The 18644-nt window shown below is 50.2% G+C and carries 20 protein-coding genes and 1 tRNA gene; 7 read left to right on the top strand and 14 right to left on the bottom strand.

Annotated features, from left to right (window positions below; genetic code table 11):
* Window positions 1–24 precede the first annotated feature (24 nt).
* The 10 genes from J1781_RS08380 to aspA form a co-directional block, all read right to left on the bottom strand.
* Window positions 25–582 (bottom strand): FidL-like protein, encoded by a 558-nt coding sequence (locus J1781_RS08380; protein WP_129954198.1) that lies wholly within the window; start codon window positions 580–582, stop codon window positions 25–27.
* The gene (locus J1781_RS08375; RefSeq protein WP_217233430.1) at window positions 572–1441 is read right to left on the bottom strand and encodes a winged helix-turn-helix domain-containing protein; all 870 of its coding nucleotides are present in this window, start codon (window positions 1439–1441) and stop codon (window positions 572–574) included. The genes J1781_RS08380 and J1781_RS08375 overlap by 11 nt, the downstream gene beginning before the upstream one ends.
* Window positions 1442–1694: 253 nt before the next feature.
* A complete protein-coding gene (locus J1781_RS08370) occupies window positions 1695–2720 on the bottom strand; it encodes a S66 family peptidase (protein WP_129954202.1) in 1026 nt (341 codons plus the stop codon).
* 90 nt (window positions 2721–2810) lie between these two features.
* Complete coding sequence (locus J1781_RS08365) at window positions 2811–4127, bottom strand: MFS transporter (protein WP_129954204.1); 1317 nt, start codon at window positions 4125–4127, stop codon at window positions 2811–2813.
* On the bottom strand, window positions 4120–5280 hold the full coding sequence (locus J1781_RS08360) for a mandelate racemase/muconate lactonizing enzyme family protein (RefSeq protein WP_217233429.1): 1161 nt from the start codon (window positions 5278–5280) through the stop codon (window positions 4120–4122). The genes J1781_RS08365 and J1781_RS08360 overlap by 8 nt, the downstream gene beginning before the upstream one ends.
* Window positions 5281–5504: 224 nt before the next feature.
* A tRNA-Phe gene (locus J1781_RS08355) sits at window positions 5505–5580 on the bottom strand.
* A 129-nt stretch (window positions 5581–5709) separates the two neighbouring features.
* Entirely contained in the window at window positions 5710–6285 is a 576-nt protein-coding gene (gene dicD / locus J1781_RS08350; protein WP_129954208.1) for a division control transcriptional repressor DicD, read from the bottom strand.
* Between the two features lie 43 nt (window positions 6286–6328).
* Window positions 6329–8059 (bottom strand): protein-disulfide reductase DsbD, encoded by a 1731-nt coding sequence (locus J1781_RS08345; RefSeq protein ID WP_217233428.1) that lies wholly within the window; start codon window positions 8057–8059, stop codon window positions 6329–6331.
* A 171-nt stretch (window positions 8060–8230) separates the two neighbouring features.
* Entirely contained in the window at window positions 8231–9532 is a 1302-nt protein-coding gene (locus J1781_RS08340; protein ID WP_129954212.1) for an anaerobic C4-dicarboxylate transporter, read from the bottom strand.
* A gap of 134 nt (window positions 9533–9666) precedes the next feature.
* Entirely contained in the window at window positions 9667–11103 is a 1437-nt protein-coding gene (gene aspA / locus J1781_RS08335; RefSeq protein WP_014333637.1) for an aspartate ammonia-lyase, read from the bottom strand.
* Between the two features lie 374 nt (window positions 11104–11477).
* On the opposite strand from aspA, the gene J1781_RS08330 reads away from it, so the two are divergent.
* The 4 genes from J1781_RS08330 to J1781_RS08315 all read left to right on the top strand — a co-directional run bounded on the left by J1781_RS08330 (window position 11478) and on the right by J1781_RS08315 (window position 14821).
* A complete protein-coding gene (locus tag J1781_RS08330; RefSeq protein WP_014333639.1) occupies window positions 11478–11969 on the top strand; it encodes an FxsA family protein in 492 nt (163 codons plus the stop codon).
* Window positions 11970–12185: 216 nt separating this feature from the next.
* Window positions 12186–12479: a co-chaperone GroES gene (locus tag J1781_RS08325; RefSeq protein WP_009636718.1), complete on the top strand. Its 294-nt coding sequence runs from the start codon at window positions 12186–12188 to the stop codon at window positions 12477–12479.
* A 53-nt stretch (window positions 12480–12532) separates the two neighbouring features.
* Window positions 12533–14179 carry a chaperonin GroEL gene (gene groL, locus J1781_RS08320; protein WP_129954214.1) on the top strand — a complete coding sequence of 549 codons (1647 nt, stop codon included), beginning with the start codon at window positions 12533–12535 and terminating at the stop codon, window positions 14177–14179.
* 297 nt (window positions 14180–14476) lie between these two features.
* Window positions 14477–14821: a DUF4156 domain-containing protein gene (locus J1781_RS08315; RefSeq protein ID WP_129954216.1), complete on the top strand. Its 345-nt coding sequence runs from the start codon at window positions 14477–14479 to the stop codon at window positions 14819–14821.
* A 192-nt stretch (window positions 14822–15013) separates the two neighbouring features.
* Here J1781_RS08315 and epmB read toward each other — a convergent pair whose 3' ends face one another.
* Window positions 15014–16042, bottom strand: coding sequence for an EF-P beta-lysylation protein EpmB (gene epmB / locus J1781_RS08310; RefSeq protein ID WP_217220666.1), 1029 nt, complete (start codon window positions 16040–16042; stop codon window positions 15014–15016).
* Window positions 16043–16080: 38 nt separating this feature from the next.
* On the opposite strand from epmB, the gene efp reads away from it, so the two are divergent.
* The 3 genes from efp to J1781_RS08295 all read left to right on the top strand — a co-directional run bounded on the left by efp (window position 16081) and on the right by J1781_RS08295 (window position 17130).
* Entirely contained in the window at window positions 16081–16647 is a 567-nt protein-coding gene (efp, locus tag J1781_RS08305; protein WP_013573742.1) for an elongation factor P, read from the top strand.
* A 114-nt stretch (window positions 16648–16761) separates the two neighbouring features.
* Complete coding sequence (locus J1781_RS08300; protein WP_370278348.1) at window positions 16762–16875, top strand: entericidin A/B family lipoprotein; 114 nt, start codon at window positions 16762–16764, stop codon at window positions 16873–16875.
* A 120-nt stretch (window positions 16876–16995) separates the two neighbouring features.
* Window positions 16996–17130 (top strand): entericidin A/B family lipoprotein, encoded by a 135-nt coding sequence (locus J1781_RS08295; protein ID WP_129954222.1) that lies wholly within the window; start codon window positions 16996–16998, stop codon window positions 17128–17130.
* 79 nt (window positions 17131–17209) lie between these two features.
* Here the strand turns inward: J1781_RS08295 and blc are convergent, their stop codons facing one another.
* From blc to frdC, 3 genes are all read right to left on the bottom strand, one after another.
* Window positions 17210–17734, bottom strand: coding sequence for an outer membrane lipoprotein Blc (gene blc, locus J1781_RS08290; RefSeq protein WP_129954224.1), 525 nt, complete (start codon window positions 17732–17734; stop codon window positions 17210–17212).
* A gap of 124 nt (window positions 17735–17858) precedes the next feature.
* On the bottom strand, window positions 17859–18218 hold the full coding sequence (gene frdD / locus J1781_RS08285) for a fumarate reductase subunit FrdD (protein ID WP_217138294.1): 360 nt from the start codon (window positions 18216–18218) through the stop codon (window positions 17859–17861).
* Window positions 18219–18227: 9 nt separating this feature from the next.
* Complete coding sequence (gene frdC / locus J1781_RS08280; RefSeq protein WP_217220669.1) at window positions 18228–18638, bottom strand: fumarate reductase subunit FrdC; 411 nt, start codon at window positions 18636–18638, stop codon at window positions 18228–18230.
* Between the last annotated feature and the right edge of the window lie 6 nt (window positions 18639–18644).

The raw sequence follows: 18644 nt of genomic DNA, 5'->3' as shown, positions 1-18644 counted from the left end.
TGACGTGCTGGCATCAGGTTGTATTTAAATACCTTTTTTGAAGACGCACAGCGTAACCGGAGACTGATTGCTTTCAATCAACAGGGTGTTATCGTCATATTTCTTCAGTGCCAGTGTATCAGTGTGGCCGGTCAGAAAAAAACTGTTCATCAGCAGAAGAGACGACATTTTCCAGTCCATATTGTCTACACTGTCGATATTTATCTGGGTACTGGTGAGCGAATATGTGCCGGAGGATTTGCCTTCGTGAATGTAGTCATAATAAATATTCCTCAGCAGTGTTTTTCGTTGTGTAATATTCCCTTGTTTGTCATATAAATAACCTGTTCCACTCAGTGAAACTAAAATTTTGTGTCCGTCAAGAAAACTGAAGTAGAGAGTCGTTACCATTTTGGCTCTCTGATTATCATATTGTGCTTCTACAATCATATTTCCACGACACGGGATGTTAACCGGAAATACCTTCCTGTCATTCTTCACCCAATAACCTTGTAAGATTAAAATCAATATTACGATTGCAGGAAGTAAAGGCAGGATAATAATCTTATTTTCCCGGATGTTGAATTTTTTATCACTGGTCATGCATGGTCCTGTCATTTGTATAATAGCTTATGCAAATGTTAGCCTTGTGATTATCGTCTGTAATGCACTGCGCCATGAAATCCCGGACTGAACCCGTATTGACAGGCGAAGTAAAACGCTCGCTTTGAAAAATGAAAATGTTCCCCGGTTTACATTTAATATTATTTTTATGCAGAAAACTCTTTGCCAGCTGAATAAACTCGAGCTTGCGGGATACAATTACAGGCACAGTTGAATACAAATCACAGACACCTATTTTGGCAACTTTCAGCTCCGTTTTCGGATCACGCACTTCATAGTACAGAATGAGAAATGCACTCAGAGTCAGGGCTGTCGTCACCAGGAGGCTTATCATCAGATCATGGCGGAGCTTCTTTTTAGGCTTGTCGGATTCTTTTTTTACCGTTAGGGGCAGTGCTGCCGGCACGCTGGTTTCTCCCTCCGGCATCGCTTCTGTCAGCCCAACTTCCGGCGCTGTTTTGAACTCCCTGTTATGAACGGGTTCCGGAGAAAGGTCATGTGTGAAATATGGTTCAATAATGATTTCTTTGCGAATAGTAAAGCCAACCTTAGGAACGGTAACGATGAATTCGTCAGGATAACCTAATGTCACCATCGCTTTGCGTAATTTACTGATACAATGGTTAAGATTGTTATTACTTGCTGTCAGTCCATAGTCTTCCCAAACTTTTTTGAAAAAAATCTCACGCTCTACAACAATACCCTGCTGTTCTATTAACAATAATAATATTCTGCGAGCAGGGTTAGAAACGGCAATCTGGTTTTCTGAATCACCCGGTAATGAAAGTGAGTTATCTTCAGGGTTGAAGACTATATGATTTTCAATCAGATAATTCATGTTATTTTACGCCTCCCTGTTGAGAATATCCTGCTCACACACATGTTCATGTAATGAGAACAATGTGTGCCCTGCGCATATGTTTCATTTATATCCCACGCGACAGGGCAGCCAGTATAAACCGTTCAATTCTAAAAACAGATTTCTGTCGTAAATGTTTACAGAGCAATGGTGTGTCATCTGAGGGTAGGAGGCACAGGGCGAAGGAATATAAATCACCTACAGATTTTTAGTAGTACGTGATTTTTTATAATTACCGCAGATACTGGCTAACAATGTCAATGTGTCGCTCAGCGAAGTCAACAGAGATACGGGCTCCCAGCGGAAGCGTTAACATCGGATGGGTATGACAGCAGTCGAAGCCATCAACCAGCGGAATATCTTGCCCGTTAAGCACTTCCAGCAGTACGTCAGCAGGTTGCCTTGCAGATCCTGCATCATCGAACAGTTCATGTTTACCGAGCAGAATGGCACTTACACGGTCGAAAATCCCGTTCAGTTTTAGCATAGAAAAAGAGCGTTCAACGGTAGCGATATCATGCAGGCTGTCTTCGATAAATAAAATATCGCCCTGACGGATTTCAGGCATATAAGGGCTGCCCCAGATGCCCGACATCGTATTCAGATTACCCCCGATGACACGCCCCTCAATACGGCCTTTGCCCAGGAAACGGCAGGTATTGGCGTATAACGTTTTTGCCCTGACCGGTATGACATCATTCCAGTTGAGCTTTTCGTCCGTCCAGTGCTGCGGTAAAGCATAACGGTAAGGCTCTGAGTGGTGCGTCATCAGAATGTCCGAAAAAGACGCGTAGGTTTCGTTAACCAGTGGCGGGAATTCGCCAAAAGAAGCCACCAGCGCCGGGCCGTAAAAGGTGATTAACCCGGTTTGCGCATAAATTCCGGCCAGCAAAGCAGTCGTGTCGGAATAACCAATGATGATTTTCGGGTCGGCACGCAGCGCATCGTAATCCAGATAAGGTAAAAGGGAGTTTGTGTTGTTACCGCCAATCGTCGACATCACACAACGCACCTGCGGATCACGGATCAACTGATTCAGTTCTTCAGCGCGAGCCTGAATGGAGCCGGAACGATAGTGATCATATTGGCCGGTCATTGTGCCCGCTTTCAGCACAAATCCTTTGTCTTCCAGGAATTTCTTCCCGCGCAAATAACGGTTGGGCGCGGTGGCAGTCACCGGTGATGAGGCAGAGAAAAAACCAATAGTGTCGCCGGCTTTTAATGCAGGGGGGAACAGCGTAAGTTCTGACGAAAGCATTTTACATCCTATAAATCTGCTCAATGTTCAACCCGCAATGTATCAATTCAATTGCAGGTTGAACAGGGCATACAGGATAAAACCGGAGGATTAATGACCGGTTGCGATTTCTTCCGGCGGTGCTTTTTTACCAAATAATTCCGTCACTTTGCTCTGGCGTACCAGAATAGCCATTGCAATCACTCCAACGATCGCCAGACCGCTTGAGAGGATGAAGGCTGTCTGATAACCCCCGCCGTACTGGATTAAAAATCCGGTGATACTCGGGGATAAAATCCCGGCCAGATTCGCCAGTAAATGCACAAAACCGCCCGCCGTTCCGATACGGTGCGCCGGAACGATATCCTGCAACAATGACCAGCATGCCTGTGGCGTCATATAAGCAAAAATACTGGCGACTGTAATCAGCGCTACGGCGCCTGCGGTGTTGCGGGTATAAGCCGTCATCAGCACACAACCGGCAGCCACAATCAGACCTGCGAAAATCACCGCTTTACGTGAGAAGAGAAAATTCCCGCTACGTCGGAAAAGAATATCGGCGACGATCCCGCCCCCGATGAAACCCGCGGTTGCACCCAGCCAGGGCAAAATACCGATAATACTCATGCTCTTAATATCGAGATGCTGGAAATCAGTGAGATAGCTTGGTAGCCATGACAGGAAGAAATACTGGATATAGTTGAAACAGAAAAAGGCCGCAGCCACACCCAGCACCGGTTTGGAAAATACGTAATACCACAGGCTGTGTGCATCTTTTTCTCTGATATCGTTGGTGATCGGTGTTGCGGGGCGATCACGGGTAATCAGACGTTTTTCCTCCTCTGATACTTGCGGATGCTGTTCTGGTTTATCACGAAAAAAAGTCATCCACGCTGCAAGCCAGACAAAGCCCAGCGCGGCAATCACCACGAAGGCAATACGCCAGCCAAAATGCAGACCGACCAGCCCGACAATCGGCGCGGCAATGGCCGCCCCCAACGGTTGACCCGCGTTGGTAAAACCGACCGCGCGGCCCACTTCTTTGCGCGGAAACCAGTTAGAAATCGACTTGTTGGTGGTGGTCCCCATCGGGCCTTCGCCGATACCAAACATGACGCGCACGACCAGCAAATGCGCGAAACTGTTCACCAGCGCGGTTGCACCGCAAAATATTGACCAGAATGCGGCAGCGAAGGCGAAGACTTTGCGCGGACCAAATTTGTCTGCACTCCACCCGCCAATAAAGCAAAACAGGCAGTAGCCGATAAAGAAGGCGCTGAACAAAATCCCCATTTGAGCATCATTGATGTGCAGGTCACCCTTGATCAGGGGGGCCATTACCGATAGCGCTGCGCGGTCCAGATAATTGAGCATGCCGGCAAAGAACAGTAACAGGGCGATCACGACACGATAATTGGATTTACGCATGAGCGGCTCCGGCAGTCAGAGAAAGGGTTTTCGAGCTGATGAGATACTTCTTGATGACGGAAAGTGACGGCTCAAAGCCCAGCCCCGGTATGTCCGGCAACCGCATATAGGGTTCGAAATTCAGTTGTGAATAAAGCGCGTTTTGCCACTGAATGTAAGGCACTTCCAGGCTTACACTGTCATCGAGCATAGCGACCAGTTGGGCTGTGGCCATCAGGCCGGCACCATAATAAAAACAGTGCGGCACAACCCGGATTTGGTATTGCTTAGCCAGAGTAAATACTTTCAACATGGCAGTGATACCGCCGACTTTACTGACACTGGGCTGTGCGATATCGATTGCACCGCGTTCGAAATGTTCGGCGAAGCCTTGCACGCCTGCTGCATTCTCGCCAGCAGCAATACGCGTTCCTTGTTTTCGAACTTCCGCCAGGCCGGCTAAATCATCCGGTGGCCAGACCGGCTCTTCCAGCCAGCCCAGATTAAGAGACAGCAAAGCCTGTGCCTTTTTCACTGCCTCCTCCACGGTCCAGGGGCAGTTCACATCGATCATCAGTTCAGCATCGGCAGGTAATATTTCTCTGGCAGCGGCAATGGCCGGATAAGCCGTTTCATGCAGCTTAATGGCGCGGAATCCCGCCCGATAAGTACTCAGCACTTTTGCCGCTACCCGTTCAGGATGGTTACCATAACTGACCAGGCTGGCATAAACGCCGATTTTCTGACGTTTTGCGCCCAGCATTTGCCAAAGCGGCTGTTCCCGCCATTTCGCCAGTAAATCCCACAGCGCAATATCAACAGCGGAAAGGGCAAATATCACGGGACCGGTTCGCCCGAAAGCATGAAAGTTAACCTCGGCCTGCTGCATCAGTACGGCAATTTCCTGCGGGCTTTGCGGGCAGGTTTGGCCGAGGAAAAAACGCCCAACCAGACCGTTCAGCGCAGTTTCGGTCATGGGATTACAAAGATGTCCGAAACCTTCTCCCCAACCGTGCAGACCTGTGTCAGTCGTGATTTTTACCAGCAACGTTTCCATCCTGCTGAGCTCGGGAGACGCTGCGTTATAAGCCTCGGTCTGAGTCCCTTGTATTTTTTCCCTGCCGCTGCTGAACGGGATAGCAACGCGCAATACCTCAATCCTGATTATTTTCATGAGATGTTCCTGTTTTTGTAGGGCTGTGAGGATACTTATCAGCCTAAGTAAACAGTCTAAAACGCGGGAATATGGCCGTTAACGGACGTCGGCCTAACTTTTAAGCAGGATTAAACGGGAATTTTGGGCAAATGAATAAAGAAGTGAGAAGCAAGTCACGAAAGTGAGACTTTGACGTTTAGCGGAAAGCAAAAAACCCGCCATAGGCGGGTTCTTCTAAATAATGGTGCCCGGACTCGGAATCGAACCAAGGACACAGGGATTTTCAATCCCTTGCTCTACCGACTGAGCTATCCGGGCAACGGGGCGCATTAAACCGTATCGGGCATGTGCCGTCAACGGCTTTGTCGTCTAAAACACATAAAAGACGTTTGTTTGCTGACTTTTCATGCAAAAAGGATGAAATCGTCGGGTAGCGGAAGGGGTAAGTCAGGAAAGTGCACCATGTTCACGGCAGCGGGCGATATTTAGAACATCCTCTGCCAGACGGCGTGCGACTTCCACATCGTTTAGCTGGCGCTTCACCAGCAGTTTACTCAGACACCCTTCGAGGATCAGTTCCATCTGCTGAGCGACCATTTGCGCATCATCCGAGCCCATTTCCTGTAAAAGCGACAAGGTGTAGTCGTAGGAGGCTCGTTTTTGCTGCTGAGCCAACTGATGAATAGGTGCATCGCTGTCAGGGAAAAACGTACAGGCTGCGATAAACAGACATCCCGGATAGCGCTGCTGCCGTACCTGCTCATCCAGTACCTTATAACGAGCCAGCAATTTCTGTGGCGCGGAAAGCGATTCATCCAGCATCAGCTGACGACGCCAGATATCAATCTGCTCACCGTGATAACGCAGGCTGTCATAAAGCAGGGCTTCGGCATCCGGCCAGAAACGGCGTAATTCGATGAGCGGAACATCAACCAGCTCGGCGACAGTTTCCAGTGACAATGTTGCAAGGCCACGTTGTTCCAGGAAATTAAGGGTTTTATCGAGAACTTGTTCACGTAGCACGTTTGCCTCCTCACAATTCGCGTACTTCAAAATGTAGTGTCGTTTACGGGCGGGCTTTCTGCAAATGCGCGCTGAATTCCTTCGCATTCATAAAACCCGTAACCCGCGACTGTGGCAACTCATGACCATCCGGCCCGAAGAATATAATTGTCGGCAGGCCAAGAACATTCAGACGAGTTAGTAACGCTTTCTGCTCAGGAGAATTTTGGGTGACATCCGCCTGGAGTAATAAAGTGTCCGACAGTTCATTCTGCACTTCTGGTGCCGGGAAGGTATACTTTTCGAACTCTTTACAGGCTACGCACCAGTCGGCGTATAAATCCAACATGACACGTTTTCCCTCCGCACCCTGAAGGGCGGTATCCAGTTGCGCCACGTTATGAATTTTCTGGAAACTGAGTGCATGCGTCTGTGTCATTGTATTTTCCGCGGGTGCAAATGCCCAGTCCTGCAACGGCCGGCTGATGATCAGTACTGCAGCAAGAAACACAATTTGCAGGATGCGTACCACCCCACGGTGACTTTTCAGGCTGAGCAGCAATGCCCAGCCGAAGAAGGCCATGCCGAGCAGGCTCCACAAACGCAACCCCCAGACATCGCCAGTCACACGTTCGAGCAGGAATACCGGCAGCGCCAGAATGACAAAGCCAAACCCTTCCTTAACATATTGCATCCACGGCCCGCTTCGGGGCAGCAATTTATTGCCGAACATCGTGGCGATGATAAGCGGAATGCCCATACCCAGCGCATAGAGATAGAGCGTGCCTGCACCAGACAGCAGATTGCCGCTCTGGGCGATATACAGCAGGATAGCGCTGAGTGGCGCGGTGGTGCAGGGAGAACAAATCAGTCCGGCCAGTGCGCCCATAATAAAGACGCCGGGCAGTGAACCGCCTTTTTGTTCATTGCTCCACAGCGCGAGACGGGTCTGCACCGAAGAAGGCAATTGCAGGCTGAAGACGCCAAACATCGACAAGGCCAGCGCAATGAATATCATCGAAAGTACAATCAGCACCCACGGGCTCTGTAACGCGGCCTGGAACTGTAAACCGGCTGCGGCGACGACCATGCCGAGCAGCGTGTAAGTCAGCGCCATGCCCTGCACGTAAACCAGCGACAGCAGGAAAATGCGTTTCATGCTGTGAGGGCGCTTACGCCCGAGAATGATGCCGGAAATCAGCGGATACATCGGCAGAACACAGGGCGTAAAGGCAATCCCAATGCCGATCAGCAATGCCCACAGCGGAGAAAACGGCAGTGGTGTGGATAGCTTTTCAGGTGTCGCGATAACCGGTGCGATATCCGGTGCAGGCATGATGACACGCGTCGGTTCGGCGACGGCATTCAGCGGCACTTCACGGGTTTCCGGCGGGTAGCAGAATCCTGCGGCGGCGCACCCCTGGTAAGTCACGCGAACAGTCGCATCCGCGCTGGCCTGTCGCAACGGAACCGTCAGGTTCAGGGCATTTTCATAAACTTCGCTGTCACCGAAAAATTCATCATGATGATCACGTCCTTTTGGCATCAGGAATGCTGCCAGCCGGGCATTTTTGGGCTCCAGCTCAATTTTGCTGCGATACAAATAGTATCCGTCACGGATTTGCCAGTTCAGTTTGAGATCGTGCCCTTGCTGCTGAAAATCAAAGCTGAATGCCTGATCGACGGGTACAAACTGCGCCGCGGCGGGTTTGCCAAATAAAGAGGCATTCGCCTGAAACGGCAAAAGACACAGGCTGCAAAGCAGGAAGAAAATTCGAAGAATGCGGTGATCCATGCGGAGTACAGTTCTCTTTGTCGCGGCAGATGAACAGCCACTGAGTGAATCGACAGAAGATGCGCACGGCGTCATGCCATCGCGCGTTGATGAATTGTGAGTATACCCTGACCAATCGCTGAGCAGAAAGTCCCGCAGTGCTTAACAGGGGCCGCAGCCCCCGGAAAACTGTCAGAGAATAATACTGCCGAAACCGAATCCGAAAAGTACCGCGAGGAATACGCCAATGGTGCCGGGGATAAAGAACGGATGGTTGAAAACGAAGCGCCCGATGCGGGTGGTGCCGGTGTCATCCATCTGCACGGCGGCAACCAGTGTCGGGTAAGTGGGCAGAATGAACAAACCTGACACGGCAGCAAATGAACCTACTGCAGTCAGGGGGGATACACTCAGCGCCAGGGCCATCGGCAGCAGGGCTTTGGTGGTGGCGGCCTGCGAATACAACAGCGCTGAACTGAAGAAGAAGATCACTGCCAGCAGCCACGGATGTACCTGGATCAATCCGCCCGCCGTTTCTTTGATCCAACTGAGATTGGCCTGCACAAAGGTGTCACCCAGCCAGGCCACACCGAGAATACAAATACAGGCGCTCATGCCGGATTTGAATGTGCTGGATGTCAGAATGGCGTCGGTATCAATACTGCACAGCAAGGTGATTAGTGTGGCGACACTGAGCATGATAATCAGGATGGCACTGTTAGTGGTCATCACAGGTTGCGCGACCCAGCCCAGGCTCGGGCTGTTAATGACCGCATAAGCGACCACCGTCAGGACGCCGAGCAGGAACAGCAATACCGAAAGTTTGGCGCCGCGTTTGATTTCCAGCGCTTTATTACCACGCAGTTGGATCAGGCCTTCTTCATACCGTTTGAGATAAACCGGGTCATTGGACAGTTTCGAGTCAAAGCACGCGCTGACAATCAGTGACATCAGGATCACTGCGGCCAGCGTGGACGGAATCATCACCATCAGCAGATGCAAATAACTGACGCCGTGACCTTCCATGGTGGAAGCCATGTACACCACTGCGGCAGAAATCGGCGAGGCAGTAATTGCTATCTGGGCAGCAACTACGGCGGTGGAAAGCGGGCGACAGGGTTTAATCCCTTGCTCTTTGGCGACTTCAGAAATAACCGGTAATGCTGACAGTGAAATGTTGCCAGTGCCCGCCATAATCGTCAGAAAATAGGTGACAACAGGTGCGAGGAGGGTGATGTGTTTGGGATTTCGGCGCAGCAATTTTTCGGTTTGTTGCACCAGATAATCCATCCCGCCAGCCACCTGCATGGTCGAGATCGCGGCGATCACGGCCATGATGATGGAGATGACGTCAAAGGGGATAGTTCCCGGTTTAACGCCTATCAGGGCGAGCACCAGAACGCCAAGCCCGCCTGCGAAACCAATGCCGATGCCGCCTAAGCGCGCACCGAGGAAAATCGCCGCCAGTACGATAATAAATTCGATAATTAACATGGTTGTCCGTCCCTATTCCCCGCATTCCTTAAGGAATTGATAATTAATTGTTGTGTAATTGTTGTGTCGTGCAAAGTAAAAAGGCCCGCTGTTCCGCAGAACAACGAGCCTCAAAAGGTCAGCAGTGAAATCTGTTACTGTTCATTTTCATCGGTATAGCGTTTGGCTTTGTAGGCCGGATGTTTCAGGTTTTCGATAGAGAAAATATCGTCCAGCTCCGCCTCTGTCAGCAGGCCACGTTCGAGCACCACCTCTCTGACGCTCTTACCGGTTTCAGCACAAATCTTGCCGACGATATCGCCGTTGTGATGGCCGATGAACGGGTTAAGGTAGGTGACGATGCCGATTGAATTGAAAACGTAGAATTCACACACTTCTTTGTTGGCAGTAATACCGTTGATGCATTTTTCCAGCAGATTGTAACAGGCGTTAGTCAGGATATGCACTGACTCAAACATCGCCTGACCAATTACCGGTTCCATTACGTTCAGCTGCAACTGGCCTGCTTCAGCCGCCATCGTGACGCAAACGTCGTTACCGATGACTTTAAAACACACCTGATTCACTACTTCAGGGATCACCGGGTTCACTTTGGCCGGCATAATGGATGAGCCCGCCTGCAATTCCGGCAGGTTAATTTCGTTTAAACCCGCGCGCGGTCCGGAAGAAAGCAGACGCAGGTCATTACAGATTTTAGAAAGCTTCACGGCCAGGCGTTTCAGTGAGCTGTGGACCATCACGTACGCGCCACAGTCTGACGTCGCTTCAATCAGATCTTCTGCCGGTACGCAGGCCAGATTGCTGACTTCTGCCAGCTTTTCTACCGCCAGCTGTTGATAACCTTCTGGTGTATTCAGGCGTGTACCGATTGCCGTCGCCCCGAGGTTGACTTCGAGCAGTAATTCGCCGGTGCGCATCAGGTTGCGAGTTTCTTCTTTGAGCAGCACATTAAACGCGTGGAATTCCTGACCGAGCGTCATCGGAACGGCGTCCTGCAACTGTGTGCGGCCCATCTTGATGATGTTTTCAAATTCTTTCGCTTTACGCTCAAAACCATCCCCTAACTGGGAAATAGCATCAACCAGCTTTAGCAAAGACGCGTAGACGGCGATACGAAAACCGGTCGGGTAGGCATCATTGGTCGACTGGCATTTGTTCAGATGATCATTTGGATTGAGGAACTGGTAATCGCCTTTCTGGTGTCCCATCAGTTCAAGACCGATGTTCGCCAGCACTTCATTCGTGTTCATATTTACCGAGGTTCCCGCGCCGCCCTGATACACGTCGATAGGGAACTGGTCCATGCATTTGCCTTTATCAAGCACTTCGTCGCACGCCTGAATAATGATATCCGCAATATGGCGTGGAATGGTGCGCAGTTCTTTGTTAGCAAGAGCCGCGGCCTTTTTCACCATCACCATGCCACGAACAAACTCAGGGACATCGCTGATCTTGGTGTTGCTGATGTAGAAGTTTTCAATCGCCCGCAGGGTGTGAATGCCGTAATAAGCTTCTGCCGGAACTTCGCGCGTGCCCAGCAGGTCTTCCTCGATACGAATGGTGTTTGACATGAGAACCTTCTCTTCGGTACAGAATGTGTTATGCGATGTTTAAAATTATGTTACTTGCCGTGATAAATTTAAAACGATCAACCGTTGTTTTAGCAACGAAGGCGATCATATGCTGCTCCAGATGAATTGCACGTACTAAGATCACTATCCTGCCCTATTAGTGTGCATGTTTTTAGTATCTGTGAGAATTCTCACAATTCATTTACCGGCTCAATTAAATCAGGCCCGGTGCTTGAAATGATAATGAATGAGCACCATCTCAGTGTAGTCAGCCTGCATTTCTTTGATAGCGAAGATCCCAAGCAGGCCCTTATTCAGGGTTTTGGAATGCCGCTGCGACAGCGCTTCCGGAGCCAAATTACAAGGAGAATGCGGTGCGCTGGTTACCGTTACTACTGTTATTCCTGCTGGCTTACATTGAAATCACCTTATTTATCAAGGTGGCTGCGGTGGTGGGCGTCGCAACAACGTTGCTGCTGGTCGTTTTCACCTCCTGTGTGGGCGTGTCCCTGGTGAAGAATCAGGGGATGAAAACGTTTATGCAATTGCAGCAAAAACTGGCGGTTGGGGAAAGCCCGGCGGCTGAGATGGTCAAAAGTGTTTCGCTGGTCATTGCCGGGTTTCTGCTGTTGGTACCGGGCTTCTTTACCGATTTCCTCGGTTTGCTGCTCTTACTACCGCCGATCCAGAAACGACTGACGCTTAAACTGATGCCTCATTTGAATATTGTGCGTTCCGGTGGTAACTGGGGAAGCAGTGCGCCAACAGGGAATACCTTTGATGGCGAGTTCCAGCGGACGGATGAAACGCAGGAACGTCTGGTTTCACCTAAAAAAGATGACGACACAGAGCACCGCGATCGCTAATCTCTGTGGCCTTAATTGTTAAAAGATTGTTGGGAAGCACTGCGGAGGTCAATTTTTAGTCATCCGTGCAGCGAAAGAAAAAGAGAAATTTTTTTCTGTTCTTCCCCTTGAAGGGTGAGGTATCGCCCCCATTAAACAAACCACGAGGCCGGGCAGGAATCTGCCAGGCATTCAATCCTAAAAATAGATATGGACCCGCTCACAGGAGAGTTATCAATGAAAATTCGTCCATTGCATGACCGCGTTATCGTCAAGCGTAAAGAAGTAGAATCTAAATCTGCTGGCGGCATCGTTCTGACTGGCTCAGCTGCAGGTAAATCTACCCGTGGCGAAATCCTGGCTGTCGGCCATGGTCGCATTCTGGAAAACGGTGAAGTTAAAGCGCTGGACGTGAAAGTTGGCGACATCGTCATTTTCAACGACGGTTACGGCGTGAAAGCTGAGAAGATCGACAATGAAGAAGTGTTGATCATGTCCGAGAGCGACATTCTGGCCATTGTTGAAGCCTGATTGTCCCCCGACCCACTTTTTTCTGAACAGAACGAATTTAAGGGAAATTAAAAATGGCAGCTAAAGAAGTAAAATTCGGTAATGACGCCCGTGTGAAAATGCTGCGTGGCGTAAACATCCTTGCTGATGCAGTAAAAGTGACCCTCGGTCCTAAAGGCCGCAACGTGGTTTTGGACAAATCTTTCGGCGCACCTACCATCACTAAAGACGGCGTGTCCGTTGCACGTGAAATCGAACTGGAAGACAAGTTCGAAAACATGGGCGCACAAATGGTGAAAGAAGTCGCGTCCAAAGCGAACGATGCAGCGGGTGACGGTACCACTACTGCAACTGTTCTGGCGCAGGCAATCATCACTGAAGGTTTGAAAGCTGTTGCTGCTGGGATGAACCCGATGGATCTGAAACGTGGTATCGACAAAGCTGTCGTTGCTGCGGTTGAAGAACTGAAAAAATTGTCTGTACCTTGCGCTGACTCTAAGGCTATCGCACAGGTAGGGACGATCTCCGCTAACTCCGACGAAACCGTAGGTAAACTGATCGCTGAAGCGATGGAAAAAGTCGGTAAAGAAGGCGTGATCACGGTTGAAGAAGGTACTGGCCTGCAAGACGAGCTGGACGTTGTTGAAGGTATGCAATTCGACCGCGGTTACCTTTCCCCATACTTCATCAACAAACCAGAAACCGGTTCTGTTGAACTTGAAAGCCCGTTCATCCTGCTGGCTGACAAGAAAATTTCTAACATTCGCGAAATGCTGCCAGTGCTGGAAGCCGTTGCTAAAGCCGGTAAACCACTGCTGATCATTGCTGAAGACGTTGAAGGCGAAGCCCTGGCGACTCTGGTCGTGAACACCATGCGTGGCATCGTGAAAGTGGCTGCGGTTAAAGCTCCGGGCTTCGGCGATCGTCGTAAAGCCATGCTGCAAGACATCGCAACCCTGACCGGTGGTACTGTTATCTCTGAAGAGATCGGTCTGGAACTGGAAAAAGCGACCCTGGAAGATATGGGTCAGGCTAAACGTGTTGTGATCAACAAAGACACCACCATCATCATTGATGGTGTGGGTGAAGAAGCCACTATCCAGGGCCGTGTTTCTCAGATCCGTCAGCAGATCGAAGAAGCAACTTCTGATTACGATCGTGAAAAACTGCAAGAGCGTGTGGCTAAACTGGCAGGCGGCGTAGCCGTTCTGAAAGTGGGCGCAGCGACTGAAGTTGAAATGAAAGAGAAAAAAGCGCGCGTTGAAGATGCCCTGCACGCAACCCGTGCTGCGGTAGAAGAAGGCGTGGTTGCCGGTGGTGGTGTGGCGCTGGTTCGCGTTGCTCATACCCTGGCTAACCTGACTGGCGACAACGATGATCAGAACGTGGGTATCCGCGTTGCTCTGCGCGCAATGGAAGCTCCGCTGCGTCAGATCGTTGTAAACGCAGGCGAAGAAGCTTCTGTTATCGCCAATACCGTTAAAGCAGGCGAAGGTAGCTTCGGTTACAACGCTTACACTGAACAGTACGGCGACATGATTGCAATGGGTATCCTGGATCCAACTAAAGTGACCCGTTCTGCTCTGCAGTACGCGTCTTCTGTAGCTGGCCTGATGATCACCACTGAGTGCATGATCACCGACCTGCCTAAAGACGATAAAGTCGATATGGGCGGTGCTGGCGGTATGGGTGGCATGGGCGGCATGGGCGGCATGATGTAATCATCCCCCCTGCGTTCATCCGCAGGTATGCGAAATCAGCGGGCTTTTTGCTCACTGACTTCATATACTGAAAAAACCCGGTCTGAAAAGGCCGGGTTTTTTTGTTTGACCCTTTTTTATCAGGTTCAGTAAGATAACTCTCATTGTCTCCGGCCTTTAACGTGTAGACTCGTTTCTACGTGGTTTTCGGATTTTTACCGTTACCGCCAGCTTAGGTATACGTGGCAACGGATGCCTAAGAAAGCCAGGTGTTTTCTGATAGGCTTTATGTGATTACAAAAACAAATGGGGAAAGTGATGCGGATTAAAATGTTACTGGGCCTGTCAGCTATCGCGCTGCTTGCCGGGTGCAGTACCACTCATCAACTGGATGCAGCGGGTCAGCAGGTGAAATTCACAGACGACAAACCAGGCGCAAATTGTCAGTTGCTTGGCCAAGTCACCGGTGCCCAAAGCAACTGGTTCTCCGGTACCGGCGGTGACGGCAGCTCCATGCGTGGCGCAGCTAATGACCTGCGCAACAAAGCGGCAGCGATGGGCGGCAACACCATTTATGGTGCTAACAGCCCGTCCCAGAATTTCCTGTCCAGCTTTGCACCGGTTGACAGCAAAATGGTCGGTCAGGTTTATAAGTGCCCATAGTCGTCGCCTGAGCGATAAAAATATTAAAGGGATGCCACTGGCATCCCTTTTTGCATTCCCCCCTTCATACTTTAAGCCGCAAGTGAGTGGGCTACGTTCAGTCACCCGAATCACTTACCTGAGTAAGCTCATCGAGACTCCATCCCTTGCCGCCTTGCTGCAACTTGAATTATTGGGGGGAGGAAGGATGTGTTAAGACTGCTTCAGGCGCAGATCCAAAATGGTTTTGCTCGGCTCGCCGCCAATCTCACGGGTCAGTTTCGGCACCATATAACCTGACACTTTACTCATCAGTTGTTTCATAATGACGCGCGCTTCGTCGTCGTTCACCATGAAATGCGCCGCACCTTGTACTTTATCCAGCACGTGGATGTAGTAAGGTAAAATACCCGCGTCAAACAGCGCGTTGCTCAGTGTGGCAAGCACTTCGGCAGAATCATTTACCCCCCGCAGCAACACGCTCTGATTAAGCAACGTCACGCCATGGCGTTTCAGCTTCGCCATACTGGCGCGTAATGCATTATCGATCTCATTGGCGTGATTAATATGCGTTACCATCAGCACCTGAAGGCGTGATTTTTCCAGGCGCTGGCAGAAGGTATCCGTGATACGTGCAGGAATAACCACCGGCAAACGGGTATGAATACGCAGCCGCTTAATGTGTGCGATGCCTTCCAGTTCACCGATTAACCAGTCGAGTTCATGATCCTTGGCCATCAGCGGATCACCACCGGAGAAAATAATTTCATCGAGTTCGGGGCGTGTGCGGATATAATCCAGCGCCTGAACCCAGTTGGCCTTATTTCCCTGGTTGTCCTGATACGGGAAATGACGGCGGAAACAGTAGCGGCAATTTACCGCACATCCGCCTTTCACCAGTAACAGGGCGCGATTGCTATACTTGTGCAACAGACCCGGAACAACGCTGCGTTGTTCATCAAGCGGGTCAGTGGTAAAGCCCGGCGCGGCGATAAACTCCTCGCGTGCGGTTAATACCTGAAGCAATAAAGGATCCTGTGGATCGCCCGGCTGCATACGTGCCACAAAGGCGCGGGGCACGCGAAGCGGGAACAAACGACGGGCTTCACGCCCACTTTGCAATTCTGCATTGTCGTTAAGTGCCAGAAGAGTAAGCAGTTCATCCGGGTCAGTGATAACATCGCCGAGTTGATACAACCAATCTTCTCTAAATGGCGTGTTTAGGGTTACAATGTTTGCCATTTTTTTGGCTAATACCAGTTTAAAATTAGAGGGCCATCATGGCGACTTATTCTAGCAACGATTTCCGTCCGGGTCTTAAAATCATGTTCGAGGGCGAGCCTTACGCTATCGAATCCAGTGAATTCGTAAAACCAGGCAAAGGCCAGGCTTTCGCACGCGTTAAAATGCGTCGTCTGCTGACCGGTTCCCGTGTAGAAAAAACGTTTAAATCTACCGACTCATGCGAAGGCGCTGACGTTGTAGATACCAACATGAACTACCTGTACAACGATGGTGAGTTCTACCACTTCATGCACCCTGAGACTTTCGAACAGCATCAGGTTGAAGAGAAGACGGTTTCTGACGCCTCTAAATGGCTGCAGGACAACGCAGAATGTATCGTAACGCTGTGGGATGGCCGTCCTATCGCGGTTCAGCCACCAAACTTCATCGAAGCGGAAGTTGTTGATACTGACCCGGGCCTGAAAGGTGATACTGCAGGTACAGGCGGTAAGCCAGCTACCCTGAGCACTGGCGCCGTGGTTAAAGTGCCATTATTCGTGCAGATCGGCGAAATTGTCCGTTGTGACACCCGCTCTGGCGAATACGTTTCCCGCGTTAAATAAGTTTTCGATACTTATTTATTACGCCGGATGAAAGCTGCCGCAGAGTAAATCCTGCCGCAGCTTTCCAGCCCCAACTTTTTGAATTGGATTGTGTTTACCATGTTGAAGAAGATAATGTTTATCGTAGTTTCAGTGACGTTGCTGGCTTCGTTATCCGGCTGCAACACGGTTCATGGTTTCGGTGAAGACATCCAACATCTGGGTGGTGCGATTTCCAAAGCAGGCTGATTTCTTCAGCCTCGTTTTTTACCAAATGTCCTAAAATCCTGCCTGTTGCCTTCTATATCCGGAAAGTTAGCTACACTAACAGTGTCGTACTTTACATTCTCTTATAGGAAGGAAATTTATATGCTGAAGAAAAGTATCCTCGCTATCTTATCTGTTGTTGTCCTGTCTTCCGCGTTAACCGCCTGCAATACCACGCGTGGTGTAGGGGAAGATGTGTCTGCCGGTGGGCAAGCGATCCAGAAAAGCGCGCAATAGCGGGCGGGTAGTAATAGTAAAGTAAGTTGATGTCTGCCTGCACATTGATGCAGGCAGTGTTGTTTTTACGGCACGGGAATTAAGGCTGTTTCACCCACACCAGTTTGCTGGTATCGAATCCGTAGCCTTGTGCTGTTTGCAGAAGTTGCTGCTTCACGCGGTCATCCAGTGTTGGCGTACGGGAGAGGATCCACAAGTAGCTTTTATCCGGCCCGCATACCAGCGCGTACCGGTAATCCTTATCCAGCTCAATGACATTATAGCCGCCATAGAACGGGCCGAAGAATGACACCTTGAGCGCCGCCCGCGCCGGCGATCCGGTGAAGTAACCTTTGCCCTCACTTTCCTGCCATTTATTCTTTTGCGGATTAAACCCGCGATTAATCACTTTTACCCCACCATCATCACGCAAACTGTAATTAGCGGTGACGCGTTCCAGTCCGCTTTCAAAACTATGATCCAGTCTGGCGACTTCATACCAGGTACCGAGATAACGGGTGAGTTCGAAATTATTGACGACTTTGACGTCAGCAGGCGGCGTTACGCTGCACGCGACCGACAGAAGTGCTGTGATGATAACGCTGAGTTTTGACCAGATACGCATAGACCTTCCTTCCTTAGTATGTTCTCTAAGTGTAGGTAACAAAAAAGAAAAAGGGAAAATCAGTGCAGAAAGAATGAAAACAGCGGCCAGAGAGATGACCGCTGGAAAGGGGGATCTTTGCGGATCAGAGGCGGATCAATACGATAAGGGTCACGATACTTAAGATCGCCGCCAGACCGTAAAATACCCATTTACCGGCCGGAACGTGGATCTTCAGGTCGTGCATGGCATGATGGATCCGGTGCAGCCCGCACCACAAAGGCAGAATGATCATCAGCAGCAGGAACAAACGCCCGATCCCGCTTTGTGCAAATGCCAGTACGCGCGGATAGCTCAGTGCGTCACCGGGGAAGAAGCCCAGCGGCAGCAGGAAGCACACCAGCAAGATCATCACCGGTGCGAAAATCGCGCTCCACATACCGCCCGCGCCAAATAATCCCCAGAACACCGGCTCGTCTGAACGTTTAGGAAGAGTATTTTTCATGTCGCCTCCTTAAAGAAACAGTGCAATGACAAGTACAACCAGCGTCACGACGATTGTCACGCCCCAGAAACCGGTAATCACCGGTTCCGGCCCCATTTTTTTGCCTTTCACTATCACAATAGAGGCTTTCGGTGCCAGTTCGAACCAGGTCTTGGTGTGCAACAACGCCGCAAGCAGGGCGATCAGGTTAATCAGCAAGACCACCGGGTTTTGCAGAAAATTCACAAAACCCGCCCAGCTTTCAGGCCCGTTACGTAACGAAAAAATCCCTGCCAGCAGTAAGAGACTGAACCACACGGCCGGCACCGCCGTGCCCTCACGCAGCATATAAAAACGGTAGAACGGTAAGCTTTTCCACCAGCTGGCTTTCATCTCACGCACGTAGGGCTTACGTTTGCTGCCCGTACTTTGAGTTGTCATATTTTC

Origin of the sequence: Rahnella perminowiae, from assembly GCF_019049695.1 — a bacterium.
GTDB lineage: Bacteria > Pseudomonadota > Gammaproteobacteria > Enterobacterales > Enterobacteriaceae > Rahnella > Rahnella perminowiae.
The sequence above is the reverse complement of the archived record's forward strand: the minus strand, read 5'-3'. Positions and strand labels throughout refer to the sequence as shown.

Coding starts and splice junctions, on each gene's coding strand:
- J1781_RS08380 (WP_129954198.1), bottom strand. CDS start 582: ATGACCAGTGATAAAAAATTCAACATCCGGGAAAATAAGATTATTATC.
- J1781_RS08375 (WP_217233430.1), bottom strand. CDS start 1,441: ATGAATTATCTGATTGAAAATCATATAGTCTTCAACCCTGAAGATAAC.
- J1781_RS08370 (WP_129954202.1), bottom strand. CDS start 2,720: ATGCTTTCGTCAGAACTTACGCTGTTCCCCCCTGCATTAAAAGCCGGC.
- J1781_RS08365 (WP_129954204.1), bottom strand. CDS start 4,127: ATGCGTAAATCCAATTATCGTGTCGTGATCGCCCTGTTACTGTTCTTT.
- J1781_RS08360 (WP_217233429.1), bottom strand. CDS start 5,280: ATGAAAATAATCAGGATTGAGGTATTGCGCGTTGCTATCCCGTTCAGC.
- J1781_RS08345 (WP_217233428.1), bottom strand. CDS start 8,059: ATGGATCACCGCATTCTTCGAATTTTCTTCCTGCTTTGCAGCCTGTGT.
- J1781_RS08340 (WP_129954212.1), bottom strand. CDS start 9,532: ATGTTAATTATCGAATTTATTATCGTACTGGCGGCGATTTTCCTCGGT.
- aspA (WP_014333637.1), bottom strand. CDS start 11,103: ATGTCAAACACCATTCGTATCGAGGAAGACCTGCTGGGCACGCGCGAA.
- J1781_RS08325 (WP_009636718.1), top strand. CDS start 12,186: ATGAAAATTCGTCCATTGCATGACCGCGTTATCGTCAAGCGTAAAGAA.
- groL (WP_129954214.1), top strand. CDS start 12,533: ATGGCAGCTAAAGAAGTAAAATTCGGTAATGACGCCCGTGTGAAAATG.
- J1781_RS08315 (WP_129954216.1), top strand. CDS start 14,477: ATGCGGATTAAAATGTTACTGGGCCTGTCAGCTATCGCGCTGCTTGCC.
- epmB (WP_217220666.1), bottom strand. CDS start 16,042: ATGGCAAACATTGTAACCCTAAACACGCCATTTAGAGAAGATTGGTTG.
- efp (WP_013573742.1), top strand. CDS start 16,081: ATGGCGACTTATTCTAGCAACGATTTCCGTCCGGGTCTTAAAATCATG.
- J1781_RS08300 (WP_370278348.1), top strand. CDS start 16,762: ATGTTTATCGTAGTTTCAGTGACGTTGCTGGCTTCGTTATCCGGCTGC.
- J1781_RS08295 (WP_129954222.1), top strand. CDS start 16,996: ATGCTGAAGAAAAGTATCCTCGCTATCTTATCTGTTGTTGTCCTGTCT.
- blc (WP_129954224.1), bottom strand. CDS start 17,734: ATGCGTATCTGGTCAAAACTCAGCGTTATCATCACAGCACTTCTGTCG.
- frdD (WP_217138294.1), bottom strand. CDS start 18,218: ATGAAAAATACTCTTCCTAAACGTTCAGACGAGCCGGTGTTCTGGGGA.
- frdC (WP_217220669.1), bottom strand. CDS start 18,638: ATGACAACTCAAAGTACGGGCAGCAAACGTAAGCCCTACGTGCGTGAG.